Raw genomic sequence first — 19,539 nt, forward strand, 5'->3', positions numbered from 1 at the left:
GGTCTTCGGTGGCCCTCACCCCAACCCCTCTCCCGCAAGCGGGAGAGGGGCTCCCACCGTCATTGGAAGACCGTCATCCGTAGGAATACCGTCATCCGTAGGAAGGCCGTCATCCGTAGGAAGGCCGTCATCCCCGCGAAGGCGGGGACCCAGCGTCGTTGCTCCATGCCCGTCATCCCCGCGAAGGCGGGGACCCAGCATCGTTGCTCCATGCCCGTCATTCCCGCGAAGGCGGGAACCCATGGACGTTGCTCCCTCGCGGAGTCACAGCCGGTACGCAACCGCCTTCATCAACTTCGACGCCGCCGCCATCAGGCTCGGCACCGGCATCGGCAGGATGCGTGCGCCGGCGGCCTCGGCATTGTCGGCGTGGCGGGCCTCGTCGGCCTTCATCACTTCCAGGATCGCGCGGCTGCGCGCGTCGGCGGCCGGCAGCGAGTCCAGGTGTTCGTCGATGTGGGCTTCGACCTGGCGCTCGGTCTCGACCACGAAGCCCAGGTTCCAGCCGTCCCCGCGCAGGCCGGCAAGCGCGCCAATGGCGAAGCTGCCGGCGTACCAGATCGGATTGAGCAGGCTCGGACGACTGTCGAGTTCGCGCAGCCGGTCGGCGCACCAGGCCAGATGGTCGGTTTCCTCCTGCGCCGCTTCGAGCAGGTGCTCGCGCGTCGCCGGATCGCGTGCGACTGCGGCCTGGCCGCAATACAGCGCCTGCGCGCAGACTTCGCCGACATGATTGATGCGCATCAGGCCCGCCGAGTGCTGGCGCTCGGCGTCGTCGAGTTCGATCTGCGCGACGTCTGACGAAGGGTTGGCACGCAGCGCGGCTGGTGCGCCAAACACGGTGTCCAGCGCACGCTGGGTGTCGGCGAGGAAACGGTCGAGTTGCGTGAGTTCGCGTGTCGTGTCCATGCGCCGGAGTTTACCCGGACACGGCCGAAGGGGCCGATGAAGGCGTCGCCTCGACGAGTCCTGCAAGGAACTCGAGCGGATGCTGCACCGTCACCCCGGTACCCGCGGCCAGATGCAGCCGACAACCGATATTGGCGCTGAGCAGACGGGTGGCGCCGCACTCGCGCAACTGTTCCAGCAGTGGCGCGCGGAACTCGTCGGCGCGCTGGGTGTCGGCCAGCATCTGCACGCCGGCAGCACCGCAGCAGCCCAGGCCGCGATCGAGCTCGATCACTTGCAGGCCAGGAACGGCTGACAGCAGTTGCCGCAGCGAAGCGACCGAGCGCACGACGTTGCGCTGTGTGCACGGCAGATGCAGTGCGATGCGCTCGTCGCAGCGGCGCCACTGCAGCGAGGTGCCGCGGGCGCGCATCTGCGCCGCGAGGAATTCGATGGCATCGACCACGTGCGCCGCGCCATCGAGCGAGAGCGCCACCGATTCGTGACAACCGCTGGCAAGTGTCAGCACCGTGTCCGCGCCGGCGAAGGCGTCGCGGTTGTGCCGGGCCAATGCCGAAGCTGCAGCCTCGTTACCGGCATGCGCGTGCAGGCTGCCGCAGCAGTTCTGCGCGGCCGGTTCGGCGATCTCGATGCCCAGCGCGGCGAAACAGTCGATCAGGCCTCTGCGCAGCCCGTCCTCATAAGGTCGGGCCACGCAGCCGGCAAACAGCGCGATGCGGGAGTCCGCCTGCGAGCTGGCTGCACGAACGGCCACGGCCGGTGGGGCTGGCAAGCGTCGCCAGCGCTCCGGCAGCCAGGGGCGGACCTGCCGGTAGAGCCCCAGCAGGCCGGCCAGCAGCCGTGGCCGCCGGACCAGACCCTCGATGCAGCGCTGTTGCCAGCCAGGCAGGCGCCGTTGCCGCTGCCTTGCGCGCGCCAGCGTGAGCAATTGACCATACTGCACGCCCGCCGGGCAGACCGACTCGCAACTGCGGCAGCCCAGGCAGTGGTCCAGATGGGCTTCGCCGTTCGCGGTCGGTTCGATGGTCCCCACGGCCCAGGCCTTAGCCAGGGCGATGCGTCCGCGCGGCGACTCGCTCTCGATGCGGGCCTGTCCATAAGTGGGGCAGGCCGGCAGGCACAGCCCGCACTGCACGCAGCGGTCAGCCAATGCCACCAGGGGGTCGGGCTGGCGCGGGGCAGGGGGCGGGACGGCGGCGGGCATCGAGGAAATGCTAGCACCCGGGGTGTTGCGTTCAGTCCAGGTGGGTTGCGCGGCCCCGCCTGGCCCGTTATGATTCCGCTTCTTTCACAGCGCGTGGCGAAATTCCGCGGTTCGGCCCAGCCGGATTGCCTGCGGAATCAGCCCGACAACGCACCTATCAGACACGTCATGAAGACTTTCACCGCCAAAAACGAGACCGTCCAGCGTGACTGGTACGTGGTCAACGCCGAGGGCAAGACCCTGGGTCGCCTGGCCTCCGAGCTCGCCCGCCGCCTGCGCGGCAAGCACAAGCCGGTTTTCACCCCGCACGTCGATACGGGTGATTACCTCATTGTGATCAACGCCGAAAAGATTGCCGTCACCGGCAACAAGCTCGCCGACAAGCAGTACCACCGCTTCACCGGCTACATCGGCAACCTCAAGACCGAGACCCTCGCCCAGGCGCTTGAGCGCCACCCCGAGCGCGTCATCGAGACCGCCGTCAAGGGCATGCTGCCGAAGAATCCGCTCGGCCGTGCCATGTACCGCAAGCTCAAGGTCTACAAGGGCTCCGAGCATCCGCACGCCGCCCAGCAGCCGCAGCAGCTGGATATCTAAGAGACATCACATGGCAATCCAGCAGAACTACGGCACCGGCCGCCGCAAGTCCTCCACCGCCCGCGTGTTCCTGCGCAAGGGTGCTGGCAACATCACCGTCAACCAGCGTCCGCTGGATGAGTTCTTCGGTCGCGAGACCGCGCGCATGATCGTGCGCCAGCCGCTCGAGCTGACCCAGTCGACCGACAAGTTCGACATCGTGGTCACCGTCGCCGGCGGCGGCATCACCGGCCAGGCCGGTGCGATCCGCCTGGGCATCTCGCGCGCGCTGGTCGAGTACGACGAAACCCTGAAGTCCGAGCTGCGCAAGGCCGGCTTCATGACCCGCGACGCCCGTGAAGTCGAGCGTAAGAAGGTCGGCCTGCACAAGGCTCGTCGCGCAAGCCAGTTCTCCAAGCGCTAATTTCTGCGCTAAAATCGATCCTATAGCCCCGTCGCCAAGCGGTAAGGCACCTGACTCTGACTCAGGCATTCGGTGGTTCGAATCCATCCGGGGCTGCCATATCGAACAAGAAACCCGCCGCAAGGCGGGTTTTTTGTTGCCTGCACGCCCGGATGCATGTCCTGGTCTGGTGGCCGCGTTACGTACGGGGCTGGTAAGGCCTGGGGTAGGAGCGAGCTTGCTCGCGATCGACGCGACCGATGCGGAGACGCCCGATCGCGAGCAAGCTCGCTCCTACAATCGATCAATATGGTGGCGCCATCGCGTCGTGCGTTGCGAGGCGGTTACAATTGAAACTAATGCGCCCTCGCGCTCGAATCTGGAGTTTCGATGAAGCTTGGTTCCCTGAAGGAAGGTGGCCGTGACGGCACGCTGGTCGTGGTTTCGCGTGATCTGTCGCGCGCCGTGCGCGCCAGCGGCATCGCCGAAACGATGCAGCGCGCGCTCGAGGACTGGTCCAACACCGCTCCGCGCCTGAACGCTCTGTACGACGCGCTCAATGCCGGCAACGCCGATGGCGCCTTCGACATCGACATGGCCGCGCTGGCCGCCCCGCTGCCGCGCGCCTACGAGTTCGTCGATGGTTCGGCCTACCTGCCGCACGTCGAGCGCGTCCGTCGCGCCCGTGGCGCTGAAGTGCCGGAGAGCTTCTACAGCGACCCGCTGATGTACCAGGCGGTCAGCGCCGGCTTCTATGGCCCGCGCGATGCGGTGCGCGTGCCGAGCGAAGACTATGGCATCGACCTGGAAGCCGAAGTGGTGATCGTGACCGACGACGTGCCGATGGCGGCGACGCCGGCGCAGGCCGCCGCGCACATCCAGCTGGTCGGCCTGGTCAATGACGTGTCGCTGCGCAACCTGATCCCGAACGAGCTGGCCAAGGGGTTCGGCTTCCTGCAGTCCAAGCCGCGTTCGGCGCTGAGCCCGGTGTTCGTCACGCCCGACGAGCTCGGCGACGCCTGGCAGGACAGCAAGGTGCACCTGGCGTTGACCACGCACATCAATGGCGAGTGGTTCGGCGCACCGGAGGCGGGCGTGGACATGCAGTTCAGTTTTGCCCAGCTGGTGGCACATGCCGCCAAGACCCGTCCGCTCTCGGCCGGCACGATCGTCGGTTCCGGCACGGTCGCCAACGAGGACACTTCGCTGGGTGCCTCGTGCTTCGCCGAGAAGCGCACCGTCGAGACGCTCGAGCATGGCAAGCCGCTGACGCCGTTCATGAGCTTCGGTGACGTGGTCCGCATCGAAATGCTGTCGCGTGATGGCAAAAGCGTGTTCGGCGCGATCGAGCAGCGCATCGAGCGCGCCGGCTGATTCGTAACAGCAAGCGCAGCGGGCAATCCCGCTGCGTCGAAGTCGACCAGCGCCGTACGCGGCGAGGAGAGGGGACGTGGCAGAGCAACTGCGGCTGTATTCGTACTGGCGCTCCAGCGCGGCCTATCGCGTCCGCATTGGCCTGAACCTCAAAGGCCTGGCTTACGACACCGTGCCCGTGCACCTGTTGCGCGAGGGTGGCGAACAGCACACCGCGGCGTTCCGCGAGGCCAATCCGCAGGGGCTGGTGCCGGTGCTGCAGCATGGCGATCGCCTGATGCGGCAGTCGGTGGCGATCCTGGAATACCTCGACGAGACCTGGCCGCAGCCGCCGTTGCTGCCGTCCGCGGCGCGCGACCGCCAGCGCGTCCGCGCACTGTCGCAACTGGTCGCCTGCGATATCCATCCGCTCAACAACCTGCGCGTGCTGCGCTATTTCGACCGCAGCTGGCACGTGCCGCAGCCCGAGCGCGACAACTGGGTGCTGCACTGGATCGAGGAAGGCTTCACCGCCCTGGAGGCGATGCTGGCCGACCATCCCTCGACCGGGCGCTTCTGCGAAGGCGACCTGCCGACCCTGGCCGACTGCTGCCTGGTGCCGCAGGTGTACAACGCGCGCCGTTTCGGCGTGGACCTGACGAAGTATCCGACGATCGTGCGCATCGAGCAGGCCTGCCTGGCGCTGCCGGCGTTCGATGCGGCACGGCCGGAGCGGCAACCCGATGCGCCGGAGGAAGTGGCGGCCTGACAGAACCCAATGTAGGAGCGAGCTTGCTCGCGATAGGGCGCGTCAGCGGCAGCTGAGCCCTATCGCGAGCAAGCTCGCTCCTACGGGTACGGGTACGGGTACGGGTGACGCGGTTACTGCGTAACCGCGTCGTAGACCTCGGCGTAGGGGTCGTGCTCGCCGGTGGAGCCTTCCGACAGGCGGAACTTCAGCGACAGGCCTTCGCGCGAGTCGGCGGCCTTGAGCGCTTCTTCCATGTCGATCCTGCCTTCCTTGTGCAGGCGGAACAGGCACTGGTCGAACGATTCCATGCCTTCTTCCAGCGAGGCTTCCATCGCCGGCTTGATCTCGTGCACCTGGCCACGGCGCATCAGGTCGCGCACGTGCGGGGTGTTGATCAGCACTTCCGCCGCCGGCAGGCGGCGACCGTCGCTGCCGACCACCAGTCGCTGGCTGACCACCGCGCGCAGATTCAGCGCCAGGTTCATCAGCACGTTCTTGTGCGCGGCCTCGGGGAAGAAGTTGAGGATGCGCTCGAGCGTCTGGTCGGCATTGTTGGAGTGCAGCGTGGCCAGGCACAGGTGACCGGTTTCGGCAAAGGCGATCGCCGCTTCCATCGTGGTCGCGTCGAGGATTTCGCCGATCAGGATCACGTCCGGCGCTTCGCGCATCGCGTTCTTGAGCGCGTTGTGGAAAGCGTGCGTGTCCAGGCCGACTTCGCGCTGGTTGACGATCGACTTCTTGTGCTTGTGCAGGTACTCGATCGGATCCTCGATGGTGAGGATATGGCCCGAGATATTGCTGTTGCGGTAGTCGATCATCGACGCCAGCGTGGTCGACTTGCCCGAGCCGGTGGAGCCGACGATCAGCACCAGGCCGCGAGGGGCCATGATGATGTCCTTGAGCACCTGCGGCAGCTGCAGTTCCTCGATCGACGGAATCACGCTGCGGATGGCGCGGATCACCATGCCGACTTCGCCGCGCTGCTTGAACACGTTGATGCGGAAGCGACCGGCTTCGGGCAGGGCCAGGGCCATGTTCAATTCGAGATCGCGCTCGAACAGCGGCACCTGCCCCTCGTCCATCAGCGAGTAGGCGATCTTCTTGACCATGCCCGGGGGCAGGCCGGTATTGCCCAAGGGGTACAGCCGGCCTTCGACCTTGATGTACACCGGTGCGCCAGTCGTCAGGAACATGTCCGACGCATTCTTTTCCGTCATCAGCTTCAGGAAATAGCCGATGTCCATACTGCAACCCCTTTTGTGACCTACAGCCAGACCGCAACGGCGTGTACCGTTGCAACCTCGCCAGCGGCTTCCGACAATGGCCGGGCATCAAACCACAAGGCACGGCCTCCCCAATGCGCCCAAGCTTCGCACAAATCCGATTCCATCTGCTGGCAGCAGTTCTCGCTTCCGCACTCTCCGCCTGCGCTTCGCTGCCGCCACCGACCAGCGAGCTGGCTGCCGCCCGCCAGGCGGTGACCCGGGCCGAGGGCGCCGACGCCGACCAGTACGCGCCACAGGACCTGGGGGTTGCCCGCAATGGCCTGAGCCAGGCCCAGGCGGCAATGAGCTCCGGCGACGAGGGCGCGGCGCGCAGGTTCGCCCTGGCCGCGGCCGCCGACGCCGACCTGGCCTGGGCCAAGAGCCGCGAAGCCCTGGCCACGGCCGAGGTCAACCAGCGCCGCAGTGAAGTGACCCAGTTGCGCCAGCGCCTGCAGGGAGAGCAGCCTTGAACCGTCTGTCCGTACTGGGCCTGGCCCTGCTCGTCGCCCTCGCCGCGGCGCCGGTCGCCGCCGCCGACAATCCCGATGCCGCCCGCCTGGCGCAGCGCCTGACCGCGCTGGATGCCGACCCCCAGCTCAATCCGTTCGCCGCCTACGAGCGGCTGACGGCGCGGCAGGCGGTCGAGGCCTTGAACCAGGCCTCCAGCCGCGAGCGCGCGGCCGCCCTGTACGTGGCCGAGCGCCGGGTCCAGGTGGCCGAAGCCATTGCCCGCAGCGATGCGATGCAGCGCGAGATCGACCGTCTCGACCGCGAACGCAGCGAACTGCTGGTCGAGGCCAGCCGCCAGGACGCCGCCCGCGCCCGCGCCGAGACCGAACGCCTGCGCCTGCAGGCGCAGATGCAGGCCGAGGAAGCCGAGCGCCTGCGCGTGCAAAGCGAAGCCGACGCGGCGTCGCTGCAGGACGTGGAGACCGCGCTGAAGGGCGTGGCCGGCGCCCAGACCGCACGCCTCAATGCCGCCCGCGACCGCGAGGCCAAGCTGGCGCGCGAGGAAGCCGAGCTGACCACCGGCGGCAAGCTGCCCACGGCCAAGCGCGACAGCCGCGGCGAGGTGTTCGCCCTGTCCAAGGACACCTTTGCCTCGGGCAAGGCGACGCTGAGTGGCGGCGGTGACAGCACGGTCCGGACCGTGGCTGCCTATGCGCAGGCCTCCTCGTCGCCGGCAGTCAAGGTAGAGGCCACCGGCAGCGACGCCAAACTGGCCCAGCGCCGGGCCGACGCCGTGCGCGATGCACTGGTCGCAGGCGGCGTGCCGGCTGCGAAGGTCAAGGCGACCGGCCGCAGCGGCAAGGGCGACCGGGTCGACGTCGTGGTCCAGTCGAAATAAAGCGACAGATTCCCGCAGGCAAATAACGGAAAATCAACCGCTTGGCGCCCTCGGACCGGCGCCAGGCGGCCGCTTCGAAACTGACTGCGACAAGGTGCGCGATCTCGCCAGATGGGGGCTGGATGAGGCCTTGCCGACCGCAAATTGGAGGAGTAGGGTCGGATACCCAAGCGGCCTGTTTTCCGCTTGGCGATGAGCTAGGTCGATGACGCCAACAGCCCTTGCGCAGGATCCAGCCGCCCCACGCTCCATGGTGGTCGGCCTGTGCGAAGCCGGCCCAGTCCAGAACTCAGGCGATTTGGCCCCGACCCGTTTCGATGCACCCCACGACCCCGCTGCGCCCTGGTCTCACGACCGGGGCGTTTTCGTTTGCGGGGCCTTCCGCATGATCCGTGGCCGCCCGGCCACGGGATCGCGAAACCGCTGAAGGAGGCTTTACATGTTCGAAGAACGACCGCAGCCAGAGATCGACGCGCTGATGAAGAGCAACCCGGAATTCAAGCAGCTTTATCAGCGCCACAAGGATCTCGACAAGAAGGTGATGGACGCCGAACTTGGCGTTCTGCCTATCGATGACATGACGCTTGCGCAGATGAAGCGCGAAAAGCTGGCTGCGAAGGACCGCCTGGTCCGCCTGTACGACACTCAACCTCACTGAGCTTCCTGACCTCACCCACTTCCTCGCCGCGGGTGGCGACTTCCTCGTCGGTCTCTCCATCCGCGTCTCCCGGAACCGGGGCGGCTGCTGGCAACGGCAGCCGCCCCGGTGCGAAGGAAAGCGGGGAGTCTTAAACTCCCCGCATGACCATCCATCAATCCGTACTCGAACTGGTCGGCGCCACGCCGATCATCAAGGCGCAGCGCCTGGACACCGGCGTCTGCGAGCTCTTCCTCAAGCTCGAATCACAGAACCCCGGCGGCTCGATCAAGGACCGCATCGGCCTGTCGATGATCGAGGCGGCGGAGAAGGCCGGCCGCATCAAGCCCGGCGACACCCTGGTCGAAGGCACTGCCGGCAATACCGGCATCGGCTTGGCGCTGGTGGCGCAGCAGAAGGGCTACAAGCTGATCCTGGTGGTCCCGGACAAGATGAGCCGGGAGAAGATCTTCAACCTCAAGGCGATGGGCGCGCAGGTCGTGCTGACCCGTTCGGACGTCGCCAAGGGCCACCCGGACTACTATCAGGACCTGGCCGAGCGCCTGGCCAGCGAAACCCCGGGCGCGTACTTCATCAACCAGTTCGGCAACCCGGACAACCCGGCCGCGCACGAGTTCGGCACCGGCCCGGAGATCCTGGCGCAGATGGCCGACGTCGGCGGCCTCGACGCAGTCGTCTTCGGTTGCGGCAGCTCGGGCACGATGACCGGCCTATCGCGCTGCTTCGCCGCGAAGTCGCCGGGCACGGAACTGGTGCTGGCCGATCCGGTCGGCTCGATCCTCGAGGAATACATCAACCGCGGCACGATCTCGGAGAAGTCGGCCAGCTGGATGGTCGAAGGCATCGGCGAGGATTTCCTGCCGCCGATCTCAGACTTCACCCGGGTGAAGAAGGCCTACGCCATCACCGACAAGGAAAGCTTCCTGACCGCGCGCGAGCTGCTGGAGAAGGAGGGCATCCTCGGTGGTTCCTCGACCGGCACCCTGCTGGCGGCGGCGCTGAAGTACTGCCGCGAGCAGACCACGCCGAAGAAGGTGCTGGTGTTCGTCTGCGACACGGGCAACAAGTACCTGTCGAAGATGTACAACGACTACTGGATGCTCGACAACGGCTTCCTGGAGCGGAAATCCAGCGGCGACCTGCGCGATCTGATCCTGCGCCCGTATTCGCAGCGCGACACGGTCGTGGTCGGACCCAACGACCTGCTGGTCACCGCCTACCAGCGCATGAAGCTCTACGACGTCTCGCAGCTGCCGGTGATGGACGGCGACAACATCGTCGGCATCGTCGATGAAAGCGACGTGCTGCTGCACGTGTACGGCGATGAGGCGCGATTCCGCGACCCGGTGTCCACCGCGATGGTCAGCAAGCTCGACAAGATCGATGTCAGCTCGCCGATCGAGACGCTGCTGCCGGTGTTCGACCGCGGCCACGTCGCGATCGTCGTCGACCACGACAGGTTCCTCGGCCTGATCACGCGGATCGACCTGCTCAACTTCCTGCGCCGGCGCGTGCAGTGACGGACGCACTCGGGGGGCGGGTCGGCGGTCTGCCATCGGGCCTGCCGTGCCGGCCGAAGACGGCAGGCGGGACCGCCGCGAGATGACCCGACTGGCAGCCCAGGGTGACTTGGCTGGCGGAGGTCACTTGCCCGCCCGCCGGCGCCTCTGCAGTCGTAAACCGAGCCGCCGCCCCAAGCCGATCCTGAACGGATTGAAGCCGTTCAGCAAAGGGACAGCGCATCGGTGGAAATCGCTTGGAAAGAGCCTGAGAGCGGTGAGGCGCGATGCTAGAATCGGCGGCCGCCAATAGTCGCGGAACTGGAAGGATTAGATGACCGATAGACAATCCGGAGGCGGGGCCCGCAAGCCCGGTCTGGGAACCCTTGCGATCCACGCCGGCCAGTCGCCGGATCCGAGCACGGGCGCGGTCATGACGCCGATCTACGCTACTTCGACCTATGCGCAGTCCAGCCCGGGCGTGCACCAGGGGTTCGAGTACTCGCGTAGCCACAATCCGACCCGCTTCGCCTATGAGCGCTGTGTCGCCGGCCTGGAAGGCGGCAGCCACGGTTTCGCCTTCGCCTCGGGCCTGGCTGCGACCTCCACCATCCTGGAACTGCTCGATTCGGGCAGCCACGTCATCGCCATGGATGACGTCTACGGCGGCACCTATCGCCTGTTCGAGCGCGTCCGCCGCCGCTCGGCGGGCCTGGATTTCAGCTGGGTCGACCTGAGCGATGCGGCAGCCTTCGAGGCGGCGATCCGCCCCGAAACGAAGATGGTCTGGATCGAGACCCCGACCAACCCGCTGCTGAAGCTGGTCGATGTCGCCCAGATTGCGGCGATCGCGCGCAAGCGCGGTCTGATCGTGGTGGTCGACAACACATTCAGCTCGCCGATCCTGCAGCGCCCGCTCGAGCTGGGTGCGCACATCGTGATGCACTCGGCGACCAAGTACCTCAACGGCCACTCCGACATCGTCGGCGGCATGGCCGTGGTCGGCGACGACGCCGAAATCGCCGAGAAGATGACCTTCCTGCAGAACGCCATCGGCAGCGTGCAGGGGCCGTTTGACAGCTTCCTGGCGCTGCGTGGGCTCAAGACGCTGCATTTGCGCATGAAGGCGCATTGCGAGAACGCGCAGGCACTGGCGGAATGGCTGGAAGGCCATCCAGCGGTGGAGAAGGTGCTCTATCCCGGCCTGAAGTCGCATCCGCAGCATGAATTGGCGAAGCGGCAGATGGACGGCTTCGGCGGCATGGTGAGCATCTACCTCAAGGGTGGCCTGGCAGAAGCGACCCGCTTCTGCGAGCGCACCGAGTTGTTCGCGCTTGCCGAATCGCTCGGTGGCGTCGAGAGTCTGGTCAACCATCCGGCGGTCATGACGCACGCATCGATCCCTGCGGACCGGCGTGCGGCGTTGGGCATTGGCGACAACCTGGTGCGCCTGAGCGTTGGCGTGGAGGACCTCGCCGACCTGCAGGCCGAACTGATCCGCGTTCTGGAGCCCGGCCTGTAATGTTGTTCAAGCACCTATCCGAGAGCTTTAGCCGACCGACGTTCTGGACCTATTCCGGTTGGCTCGACATCGTTACCAAGTACCGGCGCTCGCGCCTGGGAATCGTGTGGCTGCTGGTGCCCCCGATTTTCTACATCTGGGGACTGAGCGCTTATTTTTCCACGCTGCAGAAGATCGAAGTCGGCGCGTTTGCCGCCCACGTCGGCATTGGCTTCCTGCTGTTCCGTGTGTTGATGAGCGCGATCAACGAAAGCACCAGCGTGCTTCCGCAGCAACAGGCTTTCATCCTGGATGGACACACGCGCCTGACCGACTTCGTATTGCTGGTCGTGGCGAAGGCGCTGTTCTATTTCGTGCTCGCGCTGCCGATCCTGGCGCTGGCGCTGTGGGCCGCGCCCGAAGTGCACCTGCATGGCCTGGTTCTCGCCCTCGTGACCGTGCCGGTGCTGTTGGTCAACGCGGTCTGGATGGGCGTGGTGTTCTCGTTGCTCGGTGCCCGTTTTCCCGACGTGCAGGAGTTGATGGGAAGCCTCTTCATCTTCGGCTTCGTGCTCACGCCGATCATCTGGCACGCCGATTCTGTGCCCCCGGGCACGATCCAGTACAACCTGATGCACGCCAATCCATTGTTCCATCTGATCGAGATGGTGAGGGCGCCCATCCTGGGCGATCCGCTGACCTCCTCGACGTACATCTACGTTGCCGCGATGACTGTCATCGGCTGGACGGTGGCGGCGATCGCGTATCGCCGTTACGCCCGGTTTGTTCCGCTTTGGCTCTAAGAGGTTGTTGTGACCGCGCATATCAGGGTAGACGACCTCACACTGAAGGTTCCCCTTTTCGTCCAGAACGATCGCCCATCGAAGAGCTGGGGATCGTTGCTTCTCAATGCACTTTTTGATCCGCCCCACCGCGAGTTCAGGACGCTTCTAGACGGCGTGTCATTCGAGGTCGCCGAGGGCGAACGCGTGGCCATCCTGGGCCGCAACGGGGCCGGCAAGTCGACGTTGCTCAGGTGCCTCAATGGCGCCTACCAGCCGACGCGAGGCAGCGTCCACGTCTCCGGCACGTGCCAGGCATTGCTCAACACTTCGCTCGGGTTCAACGGCGAAGCGACCGTCAAGGAGAACGTGTTCCTGCGCGCCAACGCGATGCGCCTGGACTCGTTCCGCTTCGGCGAGCTGCTGAAGCCGATCCTGGAGTTCGCGGGCCTGACCGAAAAGGCGAACCATCGGCTCAAGACCTTGTCCGCCGGCCAGAAGATGCGTCTTGGCTTTGCGATTTCCACCGAGATCCAGCACGACGTGATGCTGCTCGACGAATGGATCGGCGCTGGCGACTCGGAGTTCCTCAAGCGGGCAAAGCAGCGAATGGTCGAGCGGATGGGTGGCAGCAAGATCGTGATGCTGGCCAGCCACAACTTCTCGTTGCTGAAGGATGTCTGCAACAAGGGGATGGTGCTGGAGGCCGGAAGGATCGTGTACTACGGGCCTCTGGTGGAGGCATTCAAGGCCTATCAGGTGGTTGCAATCAAGCCGTCGCCGACCGCATCGCACGCGCAGGGTACCGTCACCACCGGGTCGGTCGATGAAGTGGAGTTGAGCGACGGCCGGCTCAGAATCCGCGGCTGGGCGGTGAACGACCATGGCGCTTTCCCGTCGACGCTGTCCGTCGTGAGTGCGAGCGCAAGCTGGCAGCTCTCGGATATCCAGCCCTATGCTCGCCCGGACGTCCGGGACGTCCTGGGGCTGCCGGATGACCGCTTTGGCTTTGTCCTGGAAATCCCGACCCCTGGTCTGAAGAGCCTTGCAGAGTTTGGCGGCGTGCTCCAGATGTACGGTGGGAGCAGCAGTGACGACCTCACGGGGCCTTTCAGGATTCAAGATGCGGCACTGAACGCTTTGGTGCCTTAGGAAAGCAGCGGCGGCCTTGGTGAGGGCCGCCGCTGTTAGTTTTGCGTGATGTTCGTCACGTTTGTTGCGCCCAGCTCAGTTTGCGTGTACCGATTCCATAAGATTTTTTCTGATTGGCGCATCGCCACGGTTATCTATCATGACGCGGGGGAAACTCGATGAAATTCTCGGAAGTGGATTCTGAACTGGCACGAGTGACCTCCATCGGGAGGCAAACGGGTGCGCTCGACGCGCTTGCGGCTTAGGAGGTTGGCTGGTTTGGGTCGCGCCACGGGCGCGGCCGGGGGTGGGTGCGGACACAAGACTGAGAAACCCCAGTTGAGCGCCTTAAGACGATCGAGTGAAGAGACTCTTCGTGGCGACACGCCGCTGATCGCATTCGGCATGCATCCGCCGGGCCCGGGCGGTGCTTGCGCGGCGCCATGCGCCGGCCCGAGAAGCCGAAGCGCAGCGCCAGGGAGTGCAGTTCCGCCGCGATGTACCGGCCGAGGAATCCTCCCCTCAGAACTACGAAAGCCGCGGGGTACGCCGCTCAACCTGGGCGAGCGGATCTCCCGGCGGCGTCATGAAGGCAACATGTTTGAGCGGTGGAAGGCGTATTCGATGTGACGTGTCAGGGTCTGCGTGGAAACAGCCCGGATTGAACCAGGAAGAAATGGGCATGTCCGGAGGCATTGGCCTCCACTGTCCGGGAATGGCAGATACGCGCGGCGATGCATTGCGCGACAGCAGCAAAACGAGATTTAGGGGTGGGCAAAACAATGGAAGATATGAGCGAGAGCTTGGACAAGGTCCCAGACAAGCGGATGCTCGACGAGCAGCGGTCGGCGCGAAGCGCCAATAAGCAAGGGCCTGGCAGGAAATCCGACGCGGAGGCTGGAGCTGCCGGAGGCGATAGTGTGGCGCGCCAGGACGAAATCGCGAAGTTCTCCACTGAACTCGATCATGCCCAGGACGAAGTCGAGCTGCTCCAACTGGAGGTGAAGCTTGGCAGGAAGCGCTTTGGCTCATTGCGCAACCGGCTGAAGCTAGTCGAGGAGGAGCTGGGACGAGCATCGACTAAGACCAGGGAAGTTCTGGCGCAGCGAGATGCCGCACTGTCGAAGGCGAGGAGGGCCCACTACGGGAACGAGCACCTCTCCCGTCAGATCCTCGCCACCGACGCTTTAAGGGAAAGTGAGATCAAGCTCGGAGTCATCCGCAAGCAGTTCACCCTTCTTGCGCGCCAGAGCCAGAACGAAATCGATTCGCTCCGGGCGTACATCTCACAGCTCCTTTCCAGTCGATCCTGGCGTCTGACGTATCCGGTACGCGGCCTCGCGAGGTTGCTGCTGCGACGTAAGGAACAGGAGCCGACTGCGGCGATGTTCCAGACGGCAGAGCCTGCATGGTTCGATCGCAACTGGTACCTGGAGCGCTATCCGGATGTTGCAGCGGACGGTGTCGACCCGCTGGCTCATTTCATCTCGTTGGGTGCCGAAGAAGGTCGGCTTCCGAACGCTCTGGCACCTTCTCACCACGCTGCGGTGGCTTCGCACAGGACCAGGGAGAGGGCCGCGATCGCAGCGATCCGGAAGTCCGACCTGTTCGACGCGGAATGGTACGTCAAGGAGTATCCCGACGTTGGAAAACTGGACATCGACCCTGCGGAGCACTACTTCCGTTTCGGCGGCCCACTGCGTCGGAATCCTTCCCGAAAGTTCGACGCGGAGTGGTACCTGACGTCGCATAGTGACGTCGCCAAGGCTGGGATGAATCCCCTTCTGCACTACGTCACTTCGGGGCGAGAGGAAGGTCGGGCGATCAGCACCGTTCGTGCGTCGGACGAACCGCTGCCAAACGGCACGCCGCGCGCAAGCGAGCCGGTTCCGGTAGTGCCTGCGCGAGTGGCGCTTCGCAAGGTGCCGCAGTTGCCAATGCGGCAGCCATTGGTCTCCATCATCATCCTCAACCGCAACGGTGCGTCCATGCTGGATGCGGCCCTGCGGTCGTTCTACGCCCACAACACCTATCCGAACTGCGAGCTGATAGTCGTCGACCATGCATCCGTGGATGACAGTCTCGACCTGCTTCGTGGTTGGGAGAAGGTGATTCCGCTCAGGACGATTCCTTACGACGAGAACTTCTCGTTCTCCTATTCGAACAACCGCGCGGTAGAGTCTGCAGAAGGCGAATACCTGCTCCTGATGAACAACGACGTCGTCTTCGCCAGCGACGTCATCGGACGCATGGTCGCGGCGCTGGAGTCGGAACAGGTAGGTGCCGTTGGTCTCAAGCAGATCCAGGGGAGCCCCGCCTCGTATGAGCCCGGCTTTGTGTACCACACCGGAATCCGCTTTGATTGGAACATCGAAGGCGGGTTCCTGCAGCCGCGGAACCAGAACGGTGTTGCACCCATCGATCGCCTCCTGGCAGAGAATCCTGCCTCATTCCCGGCAATCACGGCGTCGTTGCTGCTCTGCCGGAAGCGCGACTATGTGGCCGTGGGCGGCCTTCACGAGGGCTACTTCTACGGCTACGAGGATGTCGATCTATGCTGCAAGCTTCGATACAGCCTTGGAAAGGAACTTGTCTGCCTCAATTCCGACTTTGCGTATCACAACGAAAGTTCCAGTCGTAACCTGGTCAGCCGCGAGGACACTCGGAACCAGCGCATGAGTAACCGGACGCTCCTGCTTGAGCGTTTCGGCTATCAGATCCGCAGGGAGTTCGTCGAGCGCATGTTCTCGGATGATGGCTCGTATCTCGGCCGCAAGATCAAGGTCGGAATTGCCGTTACGACGTTGATCAAGGAGAGCGGCGCCGGCGATCTCTACACCGGGCTCGGCCTGGGAGAGGCCCTCAAGCGAGAATTCGGCTGGGAAGTCCAGTATCTGCCGAAGCATGAATGGACCAAGGCCAAGGGGCTGGACGTCTACATCAGCATGCGCGATGACGTGGATATTTCCGCTCTCGAAGACGCGAGCCCGCATCTGGTCAAAGTGGCATGGATCAGGAACTGGATCGAGCGTTGGTGTGTGGCTCCCTGGCTGCATCAGTTCGATCTGTATCTGTCATCGTCGACGATTGGCAAGGCCTATCTCAGGGAGACGGCTGGCATTGAAGCCACGGTGTTCCCGATCGCGGCCGACACCACAGTGTTCAACAGTGGGGCCGCGTCGCCGGGTCTCGAATGTGACTACGTATTCACGGGCAATCATTGGCAGTCGCCCATCCCAAGGGAGATCGAGAGCTTCGATCCCGCAAGCGTTCCCTACGATTTCCACGTTTACGGAAAGGGTTGGAAGACGCATCGACGCTTTGGTCCGTATGCCAAGGGGTTCACCGATTTCAACAGTCTTCCCCGAATCTACAACTCGGCGAAGATCACGGTTGATGACACCGTTACCCACGTGACAAAGCGATGGGCATCGGTGAACAGCCGCGTATTCGAGGCTCTGGCCTGCGGAAGCCTGGTGTTGACGAACAATGAGGGCGGTGCGCGCGAACTCTTCGAGGATGCGCTTCCCGTGTGGCACAGCGCCGGCGATCTCAAGGACCTGCTCTCACGTTACCTGGACAATCCGGGCGAGCGCGAGCAACTGGTGGCCCGTCTGCGCGAAATGGTCCTTTCGAAGCACACTTACGGTGTTCGCGCGAAGTCCCTTCGTCATCTGCTGATCGGTTCGGTGCAGCGCCTGCGTGTCTCGATCAAGTGCCCGGTGCCCCGCATGTCCGAGGCGCATGCCTGGGGCGACTATCACTTTGCGCAGTCGCTTGCGACGGCGCTGAGGGAGCAGGGCTACCGTGCGCGGGTCGATATCATTCCTGATTGGTATTCGCCCAGCGCGGCTGCCGATGATGTGGTGATCGTGCTCCGCGGGCTCACGGAGTACCGGCCCAATCCGGCCCAGATCAATCTGCTTTGGCTCATCAGTCACCCCGAGTCGGTGTCTGACGCCGAGCTGGAGGGTTTCGATCATGTCTTCGTGGCCTCGGAAAGCTATGCGACAAAGCTTGCCGATCGGCTGAATGCTCCGGTATCCCCGCTTCTGCAATGCTCCGATCCCGCAGTCTTCCATCCGCCCGAGCAAGGGTTGGGAGGAGGCGAGTTCGAGCCTCTGCTATTCGTGGGGAACTCGCGCAAGCAGTACCGCAGGATCGTCAGGGATGCTGTGGACAATGGCCTTCCCCTCGGCGTTTACGGACGGGACTGGGAGGATCTGATTCCGGCCGAATTCGTGTATGGAACGCATGTCCCGAACAATGAGCTCCATGGGTACTACGGTACTGCGCCCATCGTGCTGAATGATCATTGGCCCGACATGGCCAGTAACGGGTTTATCTCCAACCGCATATTTGATGTCGCGCTTTCAGGTGGGTTCGTGATCAGTGACCAGTTTGAAGGAAGCTCTCTGTTTGGCGGGCTCGTGCCGACGTATACGGATGGTTCCGACCTGCGGAGGCTGACGCTGCGGTGGATGGACGATGAAGAAGGACGGAGAAACGCTTCCGAGCAGCTGCGTGCGCTCGTCCTGAATGAGCACACCTTTGAGTGCCGGGCACGGGTGATCGCACAGGTCATTTGCGACCTGGATGCCCGCCGACGTCAGGTCGAGGACAAGTACCCGCACGCCGACGCGCGCAACGCCGTAGAGGTCGATGACAACGTGGTGGCCAAGGCATGAACCGAATCACTATTGAGCTTCCCGACATCGCCACGTCGCGGCTTGCCATTGTCGGGCTGGGCTATGTAGGCCTGCCACTTGCGGTGGAGTTCTCCAGGCGAATGCCCGTCATCGGGTTCGACATCAACGCTACCCGAATCGACCAGCTGAGTCGGGGAATCGATGGCACCAACGAAGTTTCAGGCGCAGACCTCGTCGGCTTGCCGAATCTAACCTTCACCAACCGGCTTGAAGACATCGCGCAGTGCAATGTGTTCGTTGTGACAGTGCCCACTCCGGTGGACAACGCGCGACGTCCGGACTTCGATCCATTGATCAAGGCGAGCAAGGCAATTGGTTCGCTCCTGAAGCCTGGCGACGTGGTGGTTTATGAATCCACCGTGTACCCGGGTGTCACCGAGGAAGTCTGCGTGCCGATTCTCGAGCGTGTTTCGGGTCTCACGTTCAACGAGGACTTTTTCTGCGGCTATAGCCCGGAACGCATCAACCCGGGCGATCGGGTCCATACGGTAACGAAGATCCGGAAGGTCACGTCCGGGTCGACTCCGGAGGTCGCGGAATTCGTCGATGGGCTCTATCGGACCATCATTACCGCAGGCACGCACAAGGCGAGTTCCATCAAGGTTGCGGAGGCGGCGAAGGTCATCGAGAACACGCAGCGCGACGTCAATATCGCGCTGATGAATGAACTGGCCCGCATCTTCGCTCGCATGGGAATCGACACGCACGACGTGCTGGAAGCCGCCCGCACCAAGTGGAACTTCCTTCCGTTCGTGCCGGGCCTCGTCGGCGGGCATTGCATCGGTGTAGACCCCTACTACCTCACCCACAAGGCCTCGATGCTCGGCTACAACGCCGATCTGATACTTGCGGCACGGCGGATCAACGATGAAATGGGGCCTTACGTCGCCAGCCAAGTGCTCAAACTGATGGCGAAGAACTCCCTGCATGTTGTTGGTTCCCGAATACTCGTCCTCGGCCTGTCGTTCAAGGAGAACTGCCCGGACCTGCGCAATACGAAGGTGATGGATGTCATCAATGACCTGCGTGATGCGAATGCAAATGTGGATATCTGCGACCCCTGGGTGTGCGACGCCGAGGCCCGACACGAGTACGGCGTCAACGTCATTTCGGCGCCGCAGGAGGGCGGTTATGACGTCGTCATCCTGGCGGTCGCCCACAGGCAGTTCGTCGGACCTGACGCCGAGATCGATATCGGCACTCTGCTGAAGCCTGGCGGGATGGTCTTCGACGTCAAGGGGGCGTTGCCCCAGGAGCCGAACGTCTTCCGCCTTTGACCTTGGCGGCAGGAGGGGGCGGCGAGTCAAGGCCCGCCGCATCTCGCGTATCCTTGCACCAGCAGTCCCCTGGGAAGGCGGGCGCAACCTCCCGGCAGGCGGGCTTACCCGATCGATTGCAGCTCGCCCCTGGCGAGCCACGCAAAACCCCGTGTTCTACTTTTCGTATCCCT

At 64.1% G+C, this 19,539-nt stretch carries 16 protein-coding genes and 1 tRNA gene; 14 read left to right on the plus strand and 3 right to left on the minus strand.

Features of this window, described 5'->3' with window-relative positions; genetic code table 11:
• Positions 1-264: 264 nt before the first annotated feature.
• Positions 265-909, minus strand: coding sequence for a 2-polyprenyl-3-methyl-6-methoxy-1,4-benzoquinone monooxygenase (gene coq7 / locus AC3A3X_RS01835; protein WP_487581364.1), 645 nt, complete (start codon positions 907-909; stop codon positions 265-267).
• A 10-nt stretch (positions 910-919) separates the two neighbouring features.
• Complete coding sequence (locus AC3A3X_RS01840; RefSeq protein ID WP_487581365.1) at positions 920-2,113, minus strand: (Fe-S)-binding protein; 1,194 nt, start codon at positions 2,111-2,113, stop codon at positions 920-922.
• A 168-nt stretch (positions 2,114-2,281) separates the two neighbouring features.
• Here AC3A3X_RS01840 and rplM point away from each other — a divergent pair, with 168 nt between their 5' ends.
• The 5 genes from rplM to maiA all read left to right on the plus strand — a co-directional run bounded on the left by rplM (position 2,282) and on the right by maiA (position 5,214).
• A complete protein-coding gene (rplM, locus tag AC3A3X_RS01845; RefSeq protein WP_158733500.1) occupies positions 2,282-2,710 on the plus strand; it encodes a 50S ribosomal protein L13 in 429 nt (142 codons plus the stop codon).
• Between the two features lie 10 nt (positions 2,711-2,720).
• Positions 2,721-3,113: a 30S ribosomal protein S9 gene (rpsI, locus tag AC3A3X_RS01850; protein WP_487581366.1), complete on the plus strand. Its 393-nt coding sequence runs from the start codon at positions 2,721-2,723 to the stop codon at positions 3,111-3,113.
• A gap of 24 nt (positions 3,114-3,137) precedes the next feature.
• Positions 3,138-3,212, plus strand: a tRNA-Gln gene (locus AC3A3X_RS01855).
• A 270-nt stretch (positions 3,213-3,482) separates the two neighbouring features.
• Positions 3,483-4,466, plus strand: a complete 984-nt coding sequence (locus tag AC3A3X_RS01860) for a fumarylacetoacetate hydrolase family protein (RefSeq protein ID WP_487581367.1) — start codon at positions 3,483-3,485, stop codon at positions 4,464-4,466.
• A 76-nt stretch (positions 4,467-4,542) separates the two neighbouring features.
• The gene (gene maiA / locus AC3A3X_RS01865; RefSeq protein ID WP_487581368.1) at positions 4,543-5,214 is read left to right on the plus strand and encodes a maleylacetoacetate isomerase; all 672 of its coding nucleotides are present in this window, start codon (positions 4,543-4,545) and stop codon (positions 5,212-5,214) included.
• 113 nt (positions 5,215-5,327) lie between these two features.
• Here the strand turns inward: maiA and AC3A3X_RS01870 are convergent, their stop codons facing one another.
• On the minus strand, positions 5,328-6,440 hold the full coding sequence (locus AC3A3X_RS01870; RefSeq protein WP_158733496.1) for a PilT/PilU family type 4a pilus ATPase: 1,113 nt from the start codon (positions 6,438-6,440) through the stop codon (positions 5,328-5,330).
• 113 nt (positions 6,441-6,553) lie between these two features.
• Between AC3A3X_RS01870 and AC3A3X_RS01875 the strand changes: the two genes are divergently transcribed.
• From AC3A3X_RS01875 to AC3A3X_RS01915, 9 genes are all read left to right on the plus strand, one after another.
• On the plus strand, positions 6,554-6,931 hold the full coding sequence (locus AC3A3X_RS01875; RefSeq protein ID WP_487581369.1) for a DUF4398 domain-containing protein: 378 nt from the start codon (positions 6,554-6,556) through the stop codon (positions 6,929-6,931).
• Positions 6,928-7,809, plus strand: coding sequence for an OmpA family protein (locus AC3A3X_RS01880; RefSeq protein ID WP_487581370.1), 882 nt, complete (start codon positions 6,928-6,930; stop codon positions 7,807-7,809). The genes AC3A3X_RS01875 and AC3A3X_RS01880 overlap by 4 nt, the downstream gene beginning before the upstream one ends.
• A 439-nt stretch (positions 7,810-8,248) precedes the next feature.
• On the plus strand, positions 8,249-8,467 hold the full coding sequence (locus tag AC3A3X_RS01885; protein ID WP_487581371.1) for an HP1242/YdcH family protein: 219 nt from the start codon (positions 8,249-8,251) through the stop codon (positions 8,465-8,467).
• A 143-nt stretch (positions 8,468-8,610) separates the two neighbouring features.
• The gene (locus tag AC3A3X_RS01890; RefSeq protein WP_487581372.1) at positions 8,611-9,987 is read left to right on the plus strand and encodes a pyridoxal-phosphate dependent enzyme; all 1,377 of its coding nucleotides are present in this window, start codon (positions 8,611-8,613) and stop codon (positions 9,985-9,987) included.
• 313 nt (positions 9,988-10,300) lie between these two features.
• Complete coding sequence (locus AC3A3X_RS01895; RefSeq protein WP_487581373.1) at positions 10,301-11,488, plus strand: cystathionine gamma-synthase; 1,188 nt, start codon at positions 10,301-10,303, stop codon at positions 11,486-11,488.
• Positions 11,488-12,270, plus strand: coding sequence for an ABC transporter permease (locus tag AC3A3X_RS01900; protein ID WP_487581374.1), 783 nt, complete (start codon positions 11,488-11,490; stop codon positions 12,268-12,270). The genes AC3A3X_RS01895 and AC3A3X_RS01900 overlap by 1 nt, the downstream gene beginning before the upstream one ends.
• A gap of 9 nt (positions 12,271-12,279) precedes the next feature.
• Positions 12,280-13,401, plus strand: coding sequence for an ABC transporter ATP-binding protein (locus AC3A3X_RS01905; protein WP_487581375.1), 1,122 nt, complete (start codon positions 12,280-12,282; stop codon positions 13,399-13,401).
• A gap of 770 nt (positions 13,402-14,171) precedes the next feature.
• Positions 14,172-18,068 (plus strand): glycosyltransferase family protein, encoded by a 3,897-nt coding sequence (locus tag AC3A3X_RS01910; protein WP_487581376.1) that lies wholly within the window; start codon positions 14,172-14,174, stop codon positions 18,066-18,068.
• A complete protein-coding gene (locus AC3A3X_RS01915) occupies positions 18,065-19,366 on the plus strand; it encodes a nucleotide sugar dehydrogenase (RefSeq protein ID WP_487581377.1) in 1,302 nt (433 codons plus the stop codon). The genes AC3A3X_RS01910 and AC3A3X_RS01915 overlap by 4 nt, the downstream gene beginning before the upstream one ends.
• Positions 19,367-19,539: the final 173 nt, after the last annotated feature.

The sequence above is a fragment of the Lysobacter sp. Soil_N_23 genome (assembly GCF_057656135.1).